The organism is Pseudonocardia sp. EV170527-09, assembly GCF_008369905.1.
Taxonomy (GTDB): Bacteria; Actinomycetota; Actinomycetes; order Mycobacteriales; family Pseudonocardiaceae; genus Pseudonocardia.
In genome coordinates this window covers 24,893-43,912 of sequence record NZ_VRMC01000034.1, presented here as the reverse complement: position 1 = coordinate 43,912, position 19,020 = coordinate 24,893, and the positions used below count along the sequence as shown (strand labels likewise).

Annotated in this window: 16 protein-coding genes; 6 read left to right on the top strand and 10 right to left on the bottom strand. The window is 71.0% G+C overall.

Features of this window, described 5'->3' with window-relative positions:
- Positions 1–155: 155 nt before the first annotated feature.
- Together FVA95_RS12880 and FVA95_RS12875 are read right to left on the bottom strand one after the other, a co-directional pair.
- Entirely contained in the window at positions 156–2,333 is a 2,178-nt protein-coding gene (locus tag FVA95_RS12880) for a 3-hydroxyacyl-CoA dehydrogenase NAD-binding domain-containing protein (RefSeq protein ID WP_149664424.1), read from the bottom strand.
- 32 nt (positions 2,334–2,365) lie between these two features.
- Positions 2,366–3,586, bottom strand: a complete 1,221-nt coding sequence (locus tag FVA95_RS12875) for an acetyl-CoA C-acetyltransferase (protein ID WP_205015840.1) — start codon at positions 3,584–3,586, stop codon at positions 2,366–2,368.
- 176 nt (positions 3,587–3,762) lie between these two features.
- On the opposite strand from FVA95_RS12875, the gene FVA95_RS12870 reads away from it, so the two are divergent.
- Complete coding sequence (locus FVA95_RS12870; RefSeq protein WP_020627547.1) at positions 3,763–4,545, top strand: MerR family transcriptional regulator; 783 nt, start codon at positions 3,763–3,765, stop codon at positions 4,543–4,545.
- Positions 4,546–4,574: 29 nt separating this feature from the next.
- The gene (locus FVA95_RS12865; RefSeq protein WP_149664423.1) at positions 4,575–5,012 is read left to right on the top strand and encodes a thioesterase family protein; all 438 of its coding nucleotides are present in this window, start codon (positions 4,575–4,577) and stop codon (positions 5,010–5,012) included.
- Between the two features lie 5 nt (positions 5,013–5,017).
- Here FVA95_RS12865 and FVA95_RS12860 read toward each other — a convergent pair whose 3' ends face one another.
- Positions 5,018–6,187: a fumarylacetoacetate hydrolase family protein gene (locus FVA95_RS12860; RefSeq protein ID WP_149664422.1), complete on the bottom strand. Its 1,170-nt coding sequence runs from the start codon at positions 6,185–6,187 to the stop codon at positions 5,018–5,020.
- A gap of 139 nt (positions 6,188–6,326) precedes the next feature.
- On the opposite strand from FVA95_RS12860, the gene FVA95_RS12855 reads away from it, so the two are divergent.
- From FVA95_RS12855 to FVA95_RS12840, 4 genes are all read left to right on the top strand, one after another.
- On the top strand, positions 6,327–6,938 hold the full coding sequence (locus tag FVA95_RS12855) for a hypothetical protein (protein WP_193564345.1): 612 nt from the start codon (positions 6,327–6,329) through the stop codon (positions 6,936–6,938).
- 182 nt (positions 6,939–7,120) lie between these two features.
- Entirely contained in the window at positions 7,121–8,209 is a 1,089-nt protein-coding gene (locus FVA95_RS12850; protein WP_149664421.1) for an S-(hydroxymethyl)mycothiol dehydrogenase, read from the top strand.
- Positions 8,209–8,850 (top strand): MBL fold metallo-hydrolase, encoded by a 642-nt coding sequence (locus FVA95_RS12845; protein WP_149664420.1) that lies wholly within the window; start codon positions 8,209–8,211, stop codon positions 8,848–8,850. Before FVA95_RS12850 ends, FVA95_RS12845 begins: the two co-directional genes overlap by 1 nt.
- Positions 8,851–9,066: 216 nt before the next feature.
- Positions 9,067–10,212, top strand: coding sequence for an MFS transporter (locus tag FVA95_RS12840; protein WP_149664419.1), 1,146 nt, complete (start codon positions 9,067–9,069; stop codon positions 10,210–10,212).
- 98 nt (positions 10,213–10,310) lie between these two features.
- Here FVA95_RS12840 and FVA95_RS12835 read toward each other — a convergent pair whose 3' ends face one another.
- The 7 genes from FVA95_RS12835 to FVA95_RS12805 all read right to left on the bottom strand — a co-directional run bounded on the left by FVA95_RS12835 (position 10,311) and on the right by FVA95_RS12805 (position 18,965).
- Positions 10,311–11,324 (bottom strand): iron-siderophore ABC transporter substrate-binding protein, encoded by a 1,014-nt coding sequence (locus FVA95_RS12835; protein ID WP_149664418.1) that lies wholly within the window; start codon positions 11,322–11,324, stop codon positions 10,311–10,313.
- Between the two features lie 64 nt (positions 11,325–11,388).
- A complete protein-coding gene (locus tag FVA95_RS12830; protein WP_149664417.1) occupies positions 11,389–12,546 on the bottom strand; it encodes an amidohydrolase family protein in 1,158 nt (385 codons plus the stop codon).
- Positions 12,547–12,631: 85 nt separating this feature from the next.
- Positions 12,632–14,320, bottom strand: coding sequence for a chaperonin GroEL (gene groL / locus FVA95_RS12825; RefSeq protein WP_149664416.1), 1,689 nt, complete (start codon positions 14,318–14,320; stop codon positions 12,632–12,634).
- Positions 14,321–14,497: 177 nt separating this feature from the next.
- Complete coding sequence (gene mimD, locus FVA95_RS12820) at positions 14,498–14,857, bottom strand: propane 2-monooxygenase effector subunit MimD (protein ID WP_368667323.1); 360 nt, start codon at positions 14,855–14,857, stop codon at positions 14,498–14,500.
- On the bottom strand, positions 14,854–16,062 hold the full coding sequence (locus FVA95_RS12815) for a toluene hydroxylase (RefSeq protein WP_020622162.1): 1,209 nt from the start codon (positions 16,060–16,062) through the stop codon (positions 14,854–14,856). Before FVA95_RS12815 ends, mimD begins: the two co-directional genes overlap by 4 nt.
- On the bottom strand, positions 16,059–17,117 hold the full coding sequence (locus FVA95_RS12810) for a 2Fe-2S iron-sulfur cluster binding domain-containing protein (RefSeq protein WP_149664415.1): 1,059 nt from the start codon (positions 17,115–17,117) through the stop codon (positions 16,059–16,061). Before FVA95_RS12810 ends, FVA95_RS12815 begins: the two co-directional genes overlap by 4 nt.
- A gap of 210 nt (positions 17,118–17,327) precedes the next feature.
- Entirely contained in the window at positions 17,328–18,965 is a 1,638-nt protein-coding gene (locus FVA95_RS12805) for a methane monooxygenase (protein ID WP_043276429.1), read from the bottom strand.
- Between the last annotated feature and the right edge of the window lie 55 nt (positions 18,966–19,020).

Here is a 19,020-nt window from a genome sequence, read left to right as displayed (position 1 = left end):
TCAGATCATCCGGTTGGTCCGGTTCGACCGGTCACGACGGGCGGGGCCGGATCCGCTCGACCGACGAGCAGAGCGGCGGGAGCGGCGCGCGGCGGACCCCGAACGCACGGACCCCCGCCGGCGAGGGGGCCGGCGGGGGTCGGTGTCGGACGGGGTCAGGCGGCCGCGGTGGCCGACTCCCCCTTCGCCGCGCGGTCACGCAGGGACTGCGGGACCTCGAAGCGCTCGCCGTACTTGGCCTTCAGCTCGTCGGCACGGGCCACGAAGCCGGCCGGACCACCGGGGTAGCCCTCGATGTACTGCAGCACGCCACCGGTCCAGGCCGGGAAGCCGATGCCGAAGATCGAGCCGATGTTGGCGTCGGCGACGGTGGTCAGCACGCCCTCGTCGACGCACTTCACGGTCTCGATCGACTCGATGAACAGCATGCGCTCGGACAGCTCGTGCAGGTCGACGTCGTGGTTCGTCGCACCGAACTGCTCGCGCAGGCCCGGCCAGAGGCGTGTGCGCTTGCCGTTCTCGTACTCGTAGAACCCGGCGCCGGAGCTCTTGCCCTTGCGGTCGAACTCGTCGACGAGCCGGTCGATCACCGGGTCGGACGGGTGCGGGGTCCAGGTGCCGCCGGCGGCCTCGACGCCCTTCCTCGTCTCCTCGCGGATCTTGCGCGGCAGCGTGAGGGTCAGCTCGTCCATCAGCTGCAGCACCGGGGCCGGGTAGCCAGCCTGCGACGACGCCTGCTCGATCGTCTGCGGGTCGATGCCCTCGGCGATCATCGCGACGCCCTCGTTGATGAAGGTGCCGATGACCCGGCTGGTGAAGAACCCACGGGAGTCGTTGACGACGATCGGGGTCTTCTTGATCCCCAGGGTCAGGTCGAACGCCTTGGCCAGTGCCTCGTCGCCGGTCCGCTCACCCTTGATGATCTCGACCAGCGGCATCTTGTCGACCGGCGAGAAGAAGTGCAGACCGATGAAGTCGTCCGGGCGGTCGACCCCCTTGGCCAGCTCGGTGATCGGCAGCGTCGAGGTGTTCGAGCACAGCAGTGCGTCGGCGTTGATGTACTTCGCGGCCTCGCGGAACACCTCCTGCTTCAGCTCCACGGACTCGAACACGGCCTCGATGACGACGTCGCAGCCGGCGAGGTCGGCGTAGTCGTCGGTCGGCAGGATCCGGCCGAGCAGCGCGTCGCCCTTCTCCTGCGTGGTCTTCCCGCGCGCGACGCCCTTCTCGACCAGGCCCTGGGAGTAGGCCTTGCCCTTCTCGGCGGCTTCCTTCGAGACGTCCTTGAGGACGACCTCCCAGCCGGCGAGGGAGCAGACGTAGGCGATGCCCGCACCCATCATCCCGGCGCCGAGCACCGCGACCTTGGTGGGCTGCCACTTCTCCGGCGCGCTCGGGCGGGACTTGCCGCCGTTGATCGCGTTCAGGTCGAAGAAGAACGCCTTGATCATGTTCTTCGCGACCGGGCCGGTGACGAGCTCCGCGAAGTAGCGGCCCTCGATCTTGAGCGCGGTGTCGAAGTCGACCTGGCTGCCCTCGACGGCCGCGGAGAGGATGTTGCGCGGCGCCGGCATCGGCGCGCCCTTGAGCTGCTTGCGCAGGTTCGCCGGGAACGCGGGCAGGATCGACGCGAGCGACGGGTTCGACGGCGTGCCGCCGGGGATCTTGTACTTCGGCCGGTCCCAGGGCTGGGTGGTGTGCTCGGGGTTGGCGAGCACCCAGGCGCGGGCCTTGTCGAACGCCTCCTCGCGGGTGGCCGCGAGCTCGTCGATCAGGCCCAGCTCCAGCGCCTTGGCCGGCTTGTGCCGCTGGCCCTGCGCGAGGACGTTCATGAAACCGTTCGCGATGCCCAGCATGCGGGTGACGCGGGTGACGCCGCCACCGCCGGGCAGCAGGCCGAGGCTGACCTCGGGCAGGCCGTAGACCACGCCCTTCGCGTCGACGCCGACCCGGTGGTGGGTGGCCAGCGCGATCTCCAGGCCCCCGCCGAGCGCCGCGCCCACCAGGGCGGACGCGACCGGACGGCCGAAGGTCTCCAGCGTGCGCAGCTGGCCCTTGACCTCGGCGACCATCGTGAGGATCTGCTCGGCGTCGTCGGGGCCGGCCGCGATGAGCTGGTCCAGGTTGCCGCCGGCGAAGAAGGTCTTCTTGGCCGAGGTGATGACGACACCGACGATGTCGTCCTTGTTCTTCACCAGGTCGTCGACGACCTCCCCCATGGCCTCGCGGTAGGCGTCGTTCATGGTGTTGGCGCTGCTGGCGGGATCGTCGAGGGTGACGACGGCGATGCCGTCGGCGTCCTTCTCCCAGCGGACGGCCTTCTGCTCACTCACTGCTGTTCAGTCCTTCCGAGATTCCGGGAGATTCAGACGCGCTCGACGATGGTGGCGATGCCCATGCCGCCGCCCACGCAGAGCGTGGCCAGGCCGCGGCGCAGGTCACGGCGCTCCAGCTCGTCGACGAGGGTGCCGAGGATCATCGCGCCGGTGGCACCCAGCGGGTGACCCATGGCGATGGCGCCGCCGTTGACGTTGGTGATGTCGTGCGAGATGTCCATGTCGCGCATGAAACGCAGCGCGACGGCCGCGAAGGCCTCGTTGATCTCGAAGAGGTCGATGTCGCCGACCGACAGCCCGGCCTTGGCCAGCGCCTTGCGGGCGGCGGGCGCCGGGCCGGTCAGCATGATGGTCGGGTCCGCGCCGGACAGCGCGGTGGCGACGATCCGGGCCCGCGGGGTCAGACCGTTGGCCTTCCCGGCCGCCTCGGTGCCGATCAGGGTCAGCGCGGCGCCGTCGACGATGCCGGAGGAGTTGCCCGCGTGGTGGACGTGGTCGATCTTCTCGATCCAGTGGTACTTCTGCAGCGCCACCGCGTCGAACCCGCCGTCGCGGCCCATCATCTCGAACGAGGGCTTGAGCCCACCGAGCGTCTCGACGGTCGCGCCGGCCCGGATGTGCTCGTCGCGGTCGAGGACGGTCACCCCGTTGCGGTCCTTCACCGGGACGATCGAGTTCGCGAAGCGGCCGTCGGCCCACGCCTTGGCCGCACGGGTCTGCGACTCCACGGCGAAGGTGTCGACGTCCTCGCGGGACCAGCCCCCGAGGGTGGCGATGAGGTCGGCGCCGATGCCCTGCGGCACGAAACCGGTGCGGTAGTTGGTGTCGGGGTCCATCGCCCAGGCGCCACCGTCGGAGCCCATCGGCACGCGGCTCATGGCCTCGACGCCACCGGCGAGGACGAGCTCCTCCATGCCGGAGCGGACCTTCTGGGCCGCGGTGTTCACGGCCTCCAGGCCGGACGCGCAGAACCGGTTGAGCTGCACACCGGCGACGGTGTCGGGCAGCCCGGCCGCGATCGCGGCGGTCTTGGCGATGTCACCGCCCTGGTCGCCGATCGGCGAGACGACACCGAGTACCAGGTCGTCGATGGTGTTCGTGTCGAGCTGCGGGTTCCGCTCGCGGACCGCGTCGATCAGGCCGGTCACCAGCGAGATCGGCTTGACCTCGTGCAGCGAACCGGAGGCCTTGCCCCGGCCGCGGGGTGTGCGGATCGCGTCGTAGATGTAGGCCTCGGGGATCTCGCTCATCCGAACCTCTCGTGGGTGGTCGGCGCCGGGGCGGCCGGGCGGCACTGCCCCTACTTACTAGTAGCTTTTGTTACAGTAGCACTGTCACATGGGTCAAGACGGCCGTCGAAGAACGTGACAGCGACCATGTCACACCACCACTGTCGCATGGGACGCCCGGCCCGTAACCTGCGGTCATGTCCGCCGCCACCGATGCCTCGACCGACGACGGCTCCCCCGAGCTGCTCACCGTCGACCAGCTCGCCGAGCGGACCGGCATCTCGGTGCGCACCATCCGCTTCTACGCCGGCAAGGGGCTCATCCCGGCGCCCCGGTTGCGCGGCCGCACCGGCCTCTACGACGCGGCGCACCGCGCCCGGCTGGAGCTGATCGGCGAGCTCACCGGGCTCGGGTTCACACTGGCCGCGATCGAGCGGCAGCTGGAACAGGTGCCGCTGGAGACCGCGCCGGAGGAGCTGGCACTGCAACGGGCGCTGCTCACCCCCTGGCTGCCCGAGGTCGACGAGGAGCTCGACCGCGCCGGCCTGGACCGCCGCGCCGGGCGTCGCCTGTCCGACGACGAGGTCACCACCCTGGAGCAGCTCGGCGCCCTGACCCGGCTGCCGGACGCGGGACCGGACTCCGTGCGGCTGCACGGGATGGTCGCGCTCGGTTCGGCACTGCAGGCGCTGGACGCGGGCCTGCCGCCGGAGCTGTGGAAGCGCTCGCACGACCTCATCGAGCGGCACACCTCCGCGCTCGCCGAGGACCTGATGACGCTGTTCCAGGAGGAGGTCCTGCAGCCCTACCGGGACCGCGGCCGCCCCGCCGAGGAGCGACGACGGCTGGCCGCCGCGTTCTCCCGGCTCAAGCCGATCACCGTGCAGGGCGTCGTCGCCGCGTTCGGGCGGGCGGTCAACCGGGCCATCCGCGAACGCGTCGACTCCGGCCGCGCCGCGGCCGACCGACAGGAGGGGTGACCGCGACGGGGCGGTCGTAGCATCGGTCCATGGCGAACTTCGAGTTCCCGGTCCGGGTGCGCTACCACGAGGTCGACGCCCAGGGCGTGGTGTTCAACGCCTGGTACCTCGCCTGGTTCGACGAGGCGATGACCGAGTTCCTGGAGCACCGCGGCCTCACCTACCGGGCGATGCTCGACGCCGGCTACGACGTCCAGCTCGTCCACACCGAACTCGACTGGCGGGCCGGGGTCGGGTGGGGCGAGAACGTCGTCGTCGCGGTGTCGACGGCGCGGATCGGCCGGACCAGCTTCGCGCTCGACTTCCAGGTCCGCGCCCTCGACGACACGGGCGAGCGCACCGTCACCTGCGACTGCCGCACCGTCTACGTGGTGATCGCCGTCGACGGCAGCGGCAAGCAGGAGATCCCGGCGCTGATCCACAACGCGCTCGGCGACCCCGAGCCGCTGATGCCGCTGCGGCCCTGATCCGGTCAGGTGCCGCGGATCCGCCCGCGGACCTCGCCGAGGGACATCCGGCCGCCGTCGCGGGCGGGCGCGGTCGCGGTCATCACGACCTCGTCGCCGTCCTCCAGCCAGGTGCGTGAGGCACCACCGGGGAGCGCGACCGGGTCACGGCCGTTCCAGGACAGCTCCAGCATCGAGCCGAACTCTCCGCGCTCCGCACCGGAGATCGTCCCCGAGCCGAGCAGGTCACCGGCGCGCAGCCCGGCCCCGCCCGAGGTCAGGTGGGCCACCATCTGTTCAGGGGACCAGTACAGGTCCCTTGCCGGCGGGGACGCGATCAGCTCGCCGTTGAGGTGCACGGCGAGGTCGAGGTCCAGGCCGAGCGCGGGGCCGGTCGGGGTGAGGTAGGGCAGCGACGCGGGCTCGTGCACGGGCAGCGGGACCCGGGCCGCGGACAGCTCGTCGAGCGGGGTCACCCAGGCCGAGATCGACGTCGCGAACGACTTGCCCAGGTGCGGGCCGAGCGGGCGGGACTCGAAGAACTGGATGTCGCGGGCGGACCAGTCGTTGAGCAGCACGACACCGAAGACGTGGTCGGCGGCGTCGTCGATCCCGACCGGTCCCGGTACCGGTCCGCCGAGGACGAAGCCGAGCTCCGCCTCGAAGTCGAGCGTGGCGCAGGGGCCGAAGTCCTCGGGCCCACGCTGTCCCGACGGACGCGCGACCGGCGTCCCGGTGACCCGGACCGTGCCGGAGCGGCCGTGGTAGCCGACCGGCATCCGTCGCCAGTTCGGGGTGAGCGGGTCCGAGGCGTCCGGGCGGAAGATCAGTCCGGCGTTCCGCGCGTGCTGCTCGCAGGCGTAGAAGTCGACGTAGTCGGCGACGGCGAAGGGCAGCACCGGGACCAGTCCCTCGTCGGGCAGGCGGTGCGCGGCGGCCCGCTCGTGGTCCGCGCGCCACTCGCGCAGCCACTGGACGACCTCGCGCCAGGCCGGGGCGCCGGCGTCGAGCAGCCGGGTCAGGTCGGGCGCGGTCAGCAGGTCCGGGTACGGGCCGCGCTGCGCGGTGACGAGCGAGCCGACGTCGAGCAGACCGCCGTCGGGCAGCGGGCAGGCGATGCGGGAGCCGCCGGGGCGTCCCTTCCCGGCGACGGCGCCGAGTGCGAGGGCGGGAACGGGCGGCGGCGCGGTCGTCACGGTCCCCGACCGTAGGCGATGCGGAGACGGCGCGGGCGGGGAACTCACCGTGACGGTCGCACGTTACGACCGTTGTGCCCGGTCCGTCCGGATCGGGCGGGAACCGGACTCGAACCGGAACGCAGGAGGACACCCGCAGATGGGTCTGCTCGACAAGCTCAAGGAGCGCCTCACCGGAGGCGCGCAGGCACCGCAGCAGCAGGGCTTCGGGGGTGCGGGGCCGCAGGGGCCCGGCCCGACGGCGCAGCAGGGTTTCGGCGCGGCACCGCAGCAGCAGGACCCCGACCAGCAGGCGATCGAGCGTTACCGCTACATGCTCCGCACCGCACCGCCCGAGCAGGTGGAGCAGGCGCACGCGGAGGCGTTCGCGAAGCTGACGCCCGAGCAGCGGCAGAAGGTGCTCGAGGACGTCGGCGGACAGGTGCCCGAGGCCGAGCGGGCCCGCTCGACCGATCCGCAGGAGCTGGCGCGGATGGCGACCCGCGCGGAGATGCGCAACCCCGGCACCATGGAGCGGTCGCTGGGCGGCGGCCGCGGGCCCGGAATGGGCGGCATGATCGCCGGGTCGCTGCTGGCCGGTGTCGCCGGCGCCTTCATCGGCACGGCGATCGCGGGCGCGATGTTCGACGACGCCGGCGCCGGTGAGGACGTGGCCGCGGCCGAGGAGCCCCCGGCCGAGGAGCCGCCCGCCGAGGACCCCGGTTTCGACGACGGCGGCGGGTTCGACATGGGCGGCGACTTCGACTTCTGAGCCCACCCGGGACGGCCTCGGCCCACGCGATCCGTGGGCCGGGGCCGTTCTGTTCCCCCACATGCCGAAACACCTGTTGCAGGGCCGGAGCCGACCTGGCACCGTCCGGCCACCCATGCCAGAGTCGCCATCCGAGCATCCGTCCCGAGCGGACGGCGTCGAGGACGAGTGGAGTACGAGTTATGGCACAGCAGGTACGCGGCGTCGTGGCCCGCGCCAAGGGTGAGCCGGTCACCGTCGAGACGATCAACGTGCCCGACCCCGGTCCCGGCGAGGCCGTGGTGCGGATCCAGGCCTGCGGGGTCTGCCACACCGACCTGCACTACAAGCTCGGCGGCATCAACGACGAGTTCCCCTTCCTCCTCGGACACGAGGCCGCCGGCATCGTCGAGACGGTCGGCGAGGGCGTCACCGACATCGAGCCGGGCGACTACGTCGTCCTGAACTGGCGTGCTGTCTGCGGCCAGTGCCGGGCCTGCCGGAAGGGCAAGCCCCAGTACTGCTTCGACACCCACAACGCCACCCAGAAGATGACCCTGACCGACGGCACCGAGCTGTCCCCCGCACTCGGGATCGGCGCGTTCATCGAGAAGACCCTGGTCCACTCCGGACAGTGCACGAAGGTGAACCCCGACGCCCCCGCGAAGGTCGCCGGGCTGCTGGGCTGCGGCGTCATGGCCGGCCTCGGCGCCGCGGTCAACACCGGCCAGGTCGGTCGCGGCGACTCCATCGCCGTCATCGGCTGCGGCGGCGTCGGTGACGCCGCCATCGCCGGAGCCACACTCGCCGGCGCCACCACGATCATCGCCGTCGACACCGACCCCCGGAAGCTGGACTGGGCCCGCGGGTTCGGCGCCACCCACACCGTCAACGCCAAGGACACCGACCCGGTCGAGTTCATCCGGTCGGTCACCGACGGCAACGGCGCCGACGTCGTCATCGAGGCCGTCGGCCGCCCCGAGACCTACAAGCGGGCCTTCTACGCCCGCGACCTCGCCGGCACCGTCGTCCTGGTCGGCGTCCCGACCCCGGACCTGCAGGCCCCGGAGATCCCGCTCATCGACTACTTCGGCCGCGGCGGCGCCCTGAAGTCCTCCTGGTACGGCGACTGCCTGCCCAGCCGCGACTTCCCGATGTACGTGGACCTGTTCCTGCAGGGCCGCTTCCCGCTCGACAAGTTCGTCACCGAGGAGATCGGGATCGATGACATCGAAGAGGCCTTCGAGAAGATGCACGCCGGTGAGGTCCTCCGCTCGGTGGTGATCCTCTGATGCCGGGCCCGACCGACTCCCCGATCGACCACGTCGTCACCTCCGGCACGTTCAACCTCGACGGCGGCTCCTTCGACGTCGACAACAACGTCTGGATCATCGGTGACGACCGCGAAGTGTTCGTCATCGACGCCGCCCACGACGCCGACGCCATCGCCGCCGCCGTCGGGGACCGCCGTGTCAAGGCCGTCGTCTGCACCCACGCCCACGACGACCACGTCAACCAGGCGCCCGCCCTGGCCGACCGGTTCTCTGCGCCGATCCTGCTCAACCCGGCCGAGCAGGTGCTGTGGGACATGACCTGGCCCGACCGCAAGCCCGACCAGGAGCTCGCCGACGGTCAGGTCCTCTCCGCGGGCGGGATCGACCTGACCGTGCTGCAGACCCCCGGCCATTCGCCGGGCTCGTCCTGCCTCTACGCCCCCGAGCTGGGCATCGTCTTCACCGGCGACACCCTGTTCCAGGGTGGACCCGGCGCCACCGGACGCTCCTACTCATCGTTCGACACCATCATCGAGTCCATCCGCACCACCCTGCTCACCCTGCCCGCCGACACCCGAGTGCGCACCGGACACGGTGACCCCACCACCATCGGCGACGAAGCACCCCACCTCGACGAATGGATCCGCAACGGATCCTGACCTCACCCCGACACCCCCACCGCGGCCCGGCCCCTCACACCCAGGGGCCGGACCGCAGCGGTTCGCACGCCGAGATGCAGCTCAGCGGGCTCGGACGAGCCACGGATCCCCCTGAGCTGCATCTCGGCGACCGGTCGAGCGGACAGCGCGGACCGAGGACGGCGCGGAGCCAGGGCGCGGGACGCGCCGCGACGCGTGCGTCTGACACGGTGGGGCGTGCCCCGCTCGCTGTCGTCGCTCCCGTTCCGTCTGCTCCTCGCCTCGACCGCACTCGCGTTCGGCGGCTACGCCCTGCTGCTCCCGGTCGTCCCGCTGTGGGTGTCCCGGGGCGGTTCCGGCGAGTTCGGAGCGGGGCTGAGCACGGGCGTACTGATGGCGGCCACCGTCGGCACCCAGCTGCTGGTGCCCGCGATGCTGCGCCGGGTCGGGCACCGTCCGGTGCTGGTCGCGGGGTCGCTGCTGCTCGGGCTCCCGACGCCGTTGCTCGCGCTGACCGCCGACCTCGCCCCGGTGCTGGCGATCTCCGCCGTCCGCGGGATCGGGTTCGGGATGGCCACGGTCGCCGGGAGCGCGCTCGTCGCGGAGCTGGTCGAGCCGTCCGCGCACGGTCGCGCGGCGGCGCGCTACGGCTACGCGGTCGGCCTGCCCCAGCTGCTGTTCCTGCCGGCGGGCGTCGCGGTCGTCGACGCGCTGGGGTTCACCGGGGTGTTCCTGCTGGCCGGGATCACGCCGGTCGCCGGGGCGCTGGTGGTGGCGTTCGTGCGGGGGCCCCGGCGGGCCCCCGCACCCCGCCGCGACGACGCCGTCCCGCACCCCCGCGAGCCCCGCAGGCGACTCCCCGCCGCACCGGTGCTCGCGATGCTGGGTTGCTCCACCGCACAGGGCGGCGTGATCACCTTCGCCCCGCTCGTCGCGCCGGGGGCGACGGTCGCGGTGCCCGCCGCGCTTTTCGCCACTGCGCTCGGGGCGCTGCTCGGCCGCGGCGTCGCGGGCACCCTCACCGACCGCAGCGGACGTCCCGGGGCCCTGTTGCCGGTCGGGACCGCGTGCGCCACGGTCGGGCTGCTCGGGGTGCTCGCCACTCCGTTCGCGTCGGTCCTGCTGGTGGCGGGGGCGGTCGCCGTCGGCGCCGGGTTCGGGCTCGTGCAGAACGACGCCATGGTCGCCCTGTTCGCCGCCGCCGGACCGTTGCACTACGGCCCGGCCAGCGCCGTCTGGAACATCGCCTACGACGCCGGGACCGGCCTGGGGGCGACCGGCCTCGGAGCGATCGCCGAGCCCTTCGGCTTCGCCGCCGCCTTCGGCACGACGGCCGCGGTGCTGTTCCTGCTCACCCCGGCCGTCCGCCGTCGTCGCGCCTGACCACCGCCACGAGGACCCCGGAGCGACGCCACCGGCAGGAGCGTCGCGTGGCAGGACGGGCCCCGGGGCCGGGCACGCCCCACCCCGACGGGAGCGGGTCAGGCCTTCGGAATCGCCCGCTGCAGCTCGGGGACGACCGCGTCGAGCACGGACGGGAGGCTGAGCACGGTCTGCCAGGCGAAGGCCAGCTCGGTGGCCCCCTCCAGGAACACGGAGCGCCCGTCGCGCATCGCGGGCAACCGCGACAGCAGCGGATCCCCGACGACCGTCGCCTTCCCGCCGGGGGTGAACGACAGCTGGTCCCAGACGATGAGGTCGTGGTCGAGCTCGCTCGCCTGCTCGAAGCTGAACTCGGTGTAGAACTTGCCTGCGGCCAGCTGGTCGATCCGTGGTGGCACGGTGAACCCCAGCTCGGTGAAGAACCGTGAGCGGGGGTCGTGCGAGGAGAACACGCTGATCTTGTCCGCGCTGCGGCTCGCGACGACGACCGAGCGCCCCTTCCACTGCGGATCGGCGTCGCGGGCGGCGACGAACCTGGCCTCCAGGTCGGTGACCAGCTTCTCGGCCTCGGCCTCCTTGCCCAGCGCCCGCCCGGTCTCGCGGGTGTACTCCTGCCACGGTGCGCCGTAGTCGTCGAACCCCCGCGGTGGTCCGACGGTCGGTGCGACGGCGCTCACCACCGGATAGTTCTGGGCGTCGAGGTCGGAGTAGAGGCCGATCACCAGGTCGGGGCGCTGGGCCGCGATCTTCTCGGGCTCGATGGAGGACATGTTCAGGACCGCCGGTGCCGCGCCCACCGCCTGCGCGGCTGCCCGGGCCCACGGCTGCACGACGACCTTCTCGTCGCCGTACCAGTAGCGGGCCGCCACCGGCGCCACCCCGAGCGCGAGGATCGCGTCGTGGTCGGTGTAGCCCACGGACACCACGCGCTGCGGGGCCTGTGGGATCGTCGCCGCACCGAGCTTGCCCTCGATCGTCACCGGGAAACCGGCGCTCCCCGTCGCGGCACCGGCGCCGGTCTCCGACCTGCCGCCCCCGCCACACCCGGCCAGTACGGCGCCACCGGCAGCAGCCAGCGTCGTGAGCAGCATCTGCCGTCGGCTGAGTCCCATGTCTGTCCCCTTCGCTCGTCCGGCGGAAGGATAGGACACGTCATGAGGGTTGCCTCTCCTGTATTCAGGTGGGGCTCAGCACTCCTCGACGGCGAGGACGGACGGTGGCGCAGCCGAGGTCGAACTTGTGCACCCGCGCTGCGGTGCCGCCGAGCAGGGCGGCGCGCACGTCGTCGTCGAGCTCGGGAAACCGTCCGCGCAGCTCATCGGGATAGCGGAAGGTCATGAGGTCGCGGATCAGCCGCGCCGGACGCACCAGCGGGTAGCCGCTGCCGAACATCAGCCGGTCCGGGCCGTAGGCGGCCAGCAGCTCGCCGAGCGCCTCCGCGGCAGGCACCCGGTGTCGCCGCAACGCGATCAGCAGGTCGGTGAGCAGCACGTAGACGTTGGGCACGCGGGCCAGCCGGATCAGCGACGCGGTCGGGGCGCAGGCGGCACCCACCACGAACCGGATCTTGGGCAGGGCCGCGGCCAGCGCGGCGACCTCGGTGACGTCGACGGCCCCGGCCGGCAGCGGCCCCGCGCTGCGCACCCGGACCGGCAGGGCGGACCCGGCGCGGACCGGCTCGGCCCACTCCGGCCACCGGGGCCGCGGAGCCGCCTCCCCCTCGGCGACGACGCCCGCGTGCGCCCAGTCCGGTGCCGCGCGCGACGGTCGCGCGGTCGGTGCGATCCCGATGTGGACCACCCCGGCGCCGGCCTGCTCCGCCCGGATCAGGGTGCGTCGCAGCCACGGTGCCCGCAGGGACAGCGCGGTCTCCGGACGACGGGCGGGCAGCACGGTCAGCGCGCGCAGACCGTCGCGACCGACCCGGGCGCCGATGCCACGGGCGCGGGCCCGGTCGGCGGGGTCGAGCTCGCCGGCCAGCGCGAGCCGACCGGGGTGCTCGGCGGCGAGCTCGGCGTGCCAGGCAGGCGCGGCGAACCCGAGAACGAACAGGTCCTCGAACCCGGCCGGGACCAGCACCGCGCGGTCCACCGCGGACAGCACGTGCGCGGCCAGTGCCTGCGGCGTGACCAGCTCGAACGCGTCCGCCGACAGCGGCCGCGGCGAGGGGTCCACCATCCGGTGGCGGTGCAGCAGGTCGGCGACGAACTGCTCCCCCGCCGGGCCCGACTGGTTGTGCGGCCTGCCGTCCCAGCCGTGCACCTGGGCGTCGACGACCGCCGGGAGACCACCACGCCCCGGGGGCGCTGGGCAGCACCGGTCCACGACGACCACCTCTCCACTGTCGCGGAGCGGCCCGGCACGCGCAGCGCGTGCCGGGCCGCTCCCCTGGGTTCCCTGTGACCGGGCTGGCCGGTACCTACCCGACCGACGGGCCGAGCCCCATCGACTGGGGCGTGCTCGAGTCCGGGCTGGGCTGCGGGATGCCCTCGTCGAGCTGGCCGAACTCGGTCATGAGGGCCTTGTTCCAGGGCGTGACCTCCTCGGCCACCAGGGAGTTGGTGGTGAGGATCAGCCCGGCGACCGAGGCGCCGTTCTGCAGGGCGGAGCGCACGACCCGCAGCGGGTCGATGATGCCCATCTCGACCATGTCCCCGTAGCGGCCCTCCAGGGCGTCGAAGCCGTCGTCGACGCCCATGGTGGTGACCTGCTTGACCACCTCGTCGCCGTCGTAGCCCGCGTTGGAGGCGATGAGGTGCACGGGCTCGGTGAGCGCCTGCCGGACGATCTCGACGCCGATCCGGTAGTCCCCGGTCACGTCCAGCTCGTCGAGGGCGGGCTCGGCGTGCAGCAGCGCCGCGCCGCCACCGGCCACGATGCCCTCGGCCACCGCGGCCCGGGTCGCCTGCAACGAGTCGTCCACACGGTGCCGGATCTCGCGGGCCTCGGCGTTGGTCGGTGCCCCGACCGAGATGATCGCGGCCTTCCCGGACAGCCGGGCGATGCGGTCGGAGAAGAAGTCCTCGTCGGTGCCGATGGTCGCGCGGGCCAGCTCGGCGCGCAGCTGCGACAGCCGGTACTCCAGCTTCTGCTTGTCCCCGCCACCCCCGATGATCGTGGTGCCCTCGCTGGTGACCCGCACCTGCACGGCGCGCCCCAGGTGCTCGACGTCGATCTGCTCGAGCGAGAACGAGGAGCTCTTGGAGTGCACCTGCCCGCCGCAGAGCGCGGCCATGTCCTCCAGCAGGTGGATGCGCTTCTCACCGAAGCCGGGCGCCTTGATCGCGACGGCCTGGAAGTGTCCGTTGACGTGGTTGTGGACCAGCATCTGCAGGGCGGTGCCCTCGACGGTCTCCGCGACGATGACGAGCGGGCGCCGGTCGTTGCGCATGATCCGGTCCAGCACCGGCATGATCTGCTGGACGTCCTTGATCCTGTGCGCGGTGAAGAGGATGTAGGGGTCGTCGACGATCGCCTCGAGCGTGCCGGGGTTGGTCACCATGTACGGCGAGACGTAGCCGTTGTCGAACTCGAAGTCCTCGACGAAGTCCACCGAGACGCCCGGCAGCGGGGTGTCGTCGACGGTGACGACGCCGTCGTCGCCGACGGTGTGCAGCGCCTTCGCGACGACCCGGCCGATCGTGTAGTCGTCGTTGGCCGAGATGGAGGCGACGCGGGCGTAGTCCTCCTCGGTGCTGACCGGGTGCGACACCGTCTGGAGGCGGTCGACGAGCGCGTTGACCGCGATGTCGATGCCCCGCTTGACCAGCACCGGGTTGCCACCGCCCTCGATGGCGCTCATGCCCTGCTTGACGATCGCCTGGGCGATGACGGTCGCGGTCGTGGTGCCGTCGCCGACCGTGTCGTTGGTCTTGACCGCCGCTTCCTTGACCAGCTGGGCGCCCATGTTCTCGAAGGGGTCGCGCAGGTGGATCTCGCGGGCGATGGTGACGCCGTCGTTCGTGACCTCGGGCGAGCCCGTGATCTTCTCCAGGATGACGTTGCGGCCCTTGGGGCCCAGCGTGCTCTTGACGGCTTCGGCCAACTGGTCGACGCCGGCCTGAAGCAGATGACGGCCCTCGGCGCCGAAGCGGAGTTCCTTGGCCATGGTGGGTCCTCCCGGAGAGAGTCGGTCCAGGTGCGCGGGTGTGGATCAACGTGCGCAGCCGAGGCGCCGTCCAGGCGCGCTGCGCGGGTGGAGCGCACCGCCCGGGCCGTCGCCGACCGTGGCGGGCCGGGGACGGGTCGTCGTCCCGGGCGGTGCGATCCGGGTGAGGAGCGGGTACTACACCGGCTTCAGGTCGAAGTCGATGTACTCGGCGGCGTCCTCGGGATTGGCGAACATGATCGTCTTGTCGTCCAGGTGGACCATCCGCCCGTAGTGGGTGGACATGTTCTCCTCGAACTGGGCGGCGTCGAACCAGCCCTCCTCCTGACCGGCCTCCTCGTCCATCGCCTCGTAGTCGAGCTCGAACTTGCCGGTGCCGTCGACGCGGATCATCGAGGGCAGGTGCTGCACGGTCACGTTGTCCTGACGGTTTAGGACCGTCGCGATGACCGCGCCGATCTGGTTGTTCATCAGCGTGAATCCGCACATGTTCGACGCGGTGCTGTCCTGCTTGAACGGGCTGTCCGTGCTGGTCACTGCTTCAGCTCCTCGGGGACGTCGAGACCGAGATCGCTGCAGATCCCGGCGAACCGGTTCTTGGCGCGGTCGAGGGAGTCCTCGAACGTCGGCGGCTTGGAGTCCGACTGGGACCACATCGGCTGCATCGTCCGGGCGGCCTCCAGCGCCTGCGGCACGTAGGTCCGGAGCCAGCCGCCCATGAGCTCCCGGTTGTGGTCGGCGAACTCGCGGTCCTGGGTGAGCGGCGCGAAGCAGGCGATCGACCAGCGCAGGTCGCGCTGGGCGTAGTCGAACTCGCCGGCACCCATGACCGTCGGGGTCACGTAGTCACCGTTGGTGGCGGCGGACTGCATGACCAGGTTCGACCGGAACAGCTCACCGACCAGGGGCTCGAACACGCAGTTCGCCGCGAAGATCGCCTCGCCCCAGTCGTCCTGGACCGCGGTGAGGGCCTCGGTCATCCTGCGGGCGCCCTGCCACTCCGGCGCGTTGTCCCACGCGTCGAGGTGGGCGGTGCCGTCGAACCCGTCGATCTCCTCGGACAGCGTCAGGTTGTAGAGCGCGAGGTCCTGGGCGAACCGGATCTTGCGGGTGGAGTTCGCGGCGAGCGCGGTGTTGTGCATGTTCGTCGGCGCGGACCGCTCGTTGGACGCGAAGACGTAGAGGCCGAGGATGTGCTCGATGTGCATCCAGGCGCCCACGTTGCGCTCGACGAAGCGCACCCAGTTCGGGTTCCACAGCTCGAACGCCTTCGCGTTGCGTGCGTTCTCGATGTTCTGGGTGAGCTGGCGGACGACGTTCGCGTTGTACCGGAAGAGGCTCTGCTCCCACTCCTCGTTCGGGTCACGGAACTCGTGCCAGCCGTGGGCCGGCCAGTTCTTCACGTGCAGGCCGCCGGTGCCGACGCCGCGCTGCGGCTCGGGCTCGTCGACGCCCCAGGCCTTGAGCTTGGTCCAGTGCAGCGGGTAGCCGCCCTCGCCGTTGGCGAAGCCGTAGATCCAGCCCTGGGCGAGGTAGTGCCGCGGGTCCGGCTGGACCTCGACGGTGGTGTCCTCGTACAGCGTCTGCTTGCGCTTGGCGGGCGCGTAGTAGTTGTAGCGGCGCGCGTTCGAGCTCGAGTCGGGGAACTCCCGCGCCCCGGCCTCCGCGTCGGTGAAGACGGGCTTGGGAACGCTGCGCTGCGAACCGGACGACGTGTCCTGCGTGGTGGGGGACTGAGTCATTGCTGTCCGTCCTCGCCTTCTTGCTCACCGGTCGTGGTGAACTTGTCGTAGAAGATGTTGGTCTCACTCACACCCAGCTGGGTCAGCGTCGCGATCGCCGCGTCGACCATCGGCGGGGGACCGCAGACGTAGGCATCCGCTCCCTTCAGATCGGATTCGTTGCGCCTGACCACCTCCGTGATCAGGCCGGTCTCGCCGGCCCAGTCCGCGCCGCCGTCGACATCGGACAGGGCGGGGACGTACCGGAAGCCGCCCAGCTGGGGCGCCAGTTCGGCGATCTCCTTCTCGAAGCAGAGATCGGCCGCGGTGCGCGCGCCGTAGTAGAAGGTGGCCCGTCGTTCGACCCCGCCCTCGGCCATCGCCCGCAGCAGGCCCAGCACCGGCGCCATCCCGGCGCCACCACCGACGAAGACGATCGGCGAGCTGCGGTTCTGCCGGAGGGTGAAGGTGCCGAAGGGCGCCTCGACGTCGAGCCGGTCACCGGGGGCGGCCTGCTCGTCGAGCCAGGTCCCGAACAGCCCGCCCGGGTAGACCTTGATGACGAACTCGTAGGTGCCGTCCCGGTTCGGGGTGTTGGCCATGGAGAACGAGCGGCTCTCCTCGGTCCCGGGGCAGACGAGGTCCATGTACTGCCCGGGGAAGAACTTGATCTCCGACGGCTCGACCAGCTTGACGGTCAGGTGCCGCATGTCGTGGGTGACGGCCTCGACCGACACCACCTCGACCACGCCCTTGGTGAGGGGCAGGCCGGAGCGGATGATCTCCTCGTCGTAGTTGGTCAGCTCGATGACCAGGTCCTCGTAGGCGTGCGCCCGGCACAGCAGGGTGTGCCCCTCGTCCTTCTCGTAGTCCGGCAGCGCGAACGTCGAGTAGCTGTCGTACTCGATGTCCTCGCCCTCCAGGACGAAGGACTTGCAGGCCGAGCACTGGCCCTCCTTGCAACCGTGCATGAGCTGGACGCCCTGCTCGGCCGCGGCACGGAGGATGTTCTGGTCCTCGTCGACCTCGATCTCGATGCCGACGGGCTCGAACCGCACGACGTGTTTGTCGCCCACGAGCGCAGACCACCTCTCTTGGCGTGACGAATGGCGTGAGAAAAAAGACCAATCGGACAGACGTGGGCAGGCGTCGCCCCGGGCCCCGCCCGACGGACAGGGGTCCCGGGGTGACCCGGCCGGGGAAGACGCCCCCCCCCCCGGCCGGGCCGCGGGAAGAGAGCCCCGTCATGGAGTGACGGGAACCCTCTCCCCTCGCCTGACCCGCGCTCAGGCGTCGGTGGGCGCGGGCCGGCCTCCCGGCCCCTGGCGGTTGTAGTCCGCCACGAACGCCTCGCGCTCGGCGTCGCTCATCTCGTTGAGGATGACGTTGGGGCTGGCCAGGTGCGGCATGCGCCGCATGTGGTCCAGCGTCCACATCTTCTTCGGGTCGAGATCGAGGTGCGGCTGAGCGGTCAGCGTCTTGCCGTCGTCACGGACGAAGCCCATGTCCTGGATGACGTCGGCCCAGTTCCAGCCGTGGTAGAGCGTCTCCCACTCGCGGTGCCCCACGAGCTTGCCCATGTTCGGGGTCTCGCGACCCTGGTACACGGGCCGGAAGGCCTCGGCGTCGGTCCAGCGGCAGACCTCGTGGCAGTACGTGCGCCACTGGCCGTCCACCTTGTCGACGACCATGTCCTCGCGCACCAGACACGGGACCATGCAGGTCCAGCAGCGGTGCGGGTACACGTAGTCGACGTCCTCGGCCACGATGGCGTGGTGACCGTTCGGCTTGGCGAGGCGGTTGTAGTTCTCCCACCACTTGCCGTACCGGTCGTACCAGCCCGGGTACTTGTACTCGAACCACTCGAAGTCGGTGTCGGTCATGCCGTCGATGCGCCAGTAGTTGGCACACCAGCCGGTGGCGAAGAACTGCGCGACCTCGTGGACGTAGCCCTTGTTCCAGATCTGGTTCCAGGACTCCTCGACCAGGTCGTGCGGGATCACCAGGCCGTACTTCTCGAGCGGCAGCAGGTAGCTGCGGTAGTAGTCGTCGTAGATCCAGCGGCGCCACATCTCCGCGTAGGACTCACGGTCCTTGCGGCGGTCCTTCGTGCCGTACTCGATGAAGGTGCCGATGGCGGCGTCGACGACGCGGTGGTTGTTCCACCACGCGTAGCGCAGGTCGCGCTCGAGCAGCTGGCGGTTGTCCTCGTCCGACAGCGCCATCAGGAGCGTGGCGTAGCCGTTGGAGATGTGCCGCGACTCGTCGGACTGCACCGAGTGGAACACCGTCGGCAGCAGGTAGTCACCGTTGGCGGCCGCCTCGGCCGGCATCGCCACGAACAGGGTGTTCGTGAACGCGGTCTCCGCGACGATGGTCAGGTAGATCGACGCGGCGGTGATGGCGTCACCGGTGATGAACCCCTCGGCGAACTGGCGGCCGATCGTGCCGCAGTAGTCCGACTGGAAGTTCCGCAGCGAGTTGTTGAAGCCCGCCGGGTCGATGTAGTTGTTCATGTAGAGGCGCTTGAGGTTCTGCTGGATCGTGCTGTGCCGAACCTCGTCGATCATCTGGATCGCCTGGCCGTTGTGCAGCTCCGGGTTCGGAACCACGTGGAACAGCATCGGCATCGAGCGCGCCGCCGAGATCTCCGGCAACGGGATGATCGACAGGAAGAGCTTCTGCCACTCCAGCCAGCGCTCCTGCACCTGCCGGAACATGTTGCCGCGGATGGCACCGTCCTGGGCGCCGTAGACGCGGTGGTCCTTCTCCTCCTCCATCGGGAAGTACGAGCGCAGGACCTGCTTGAGCGGGTCCTTCTTCGCCGCCTTCTTGAAGGTGTAGTCGGTTCCGTACTTCATGTACGGCTCGTGGTACTGCGGCTCCCAGGAAAGCTCCTGGATCTTCTGGTGAGCCTTCGCCAAACTCTGCCGACTCACGTCGTCTCCTCACGGTGGTGGGTTGTGGTCGGATCAGCGG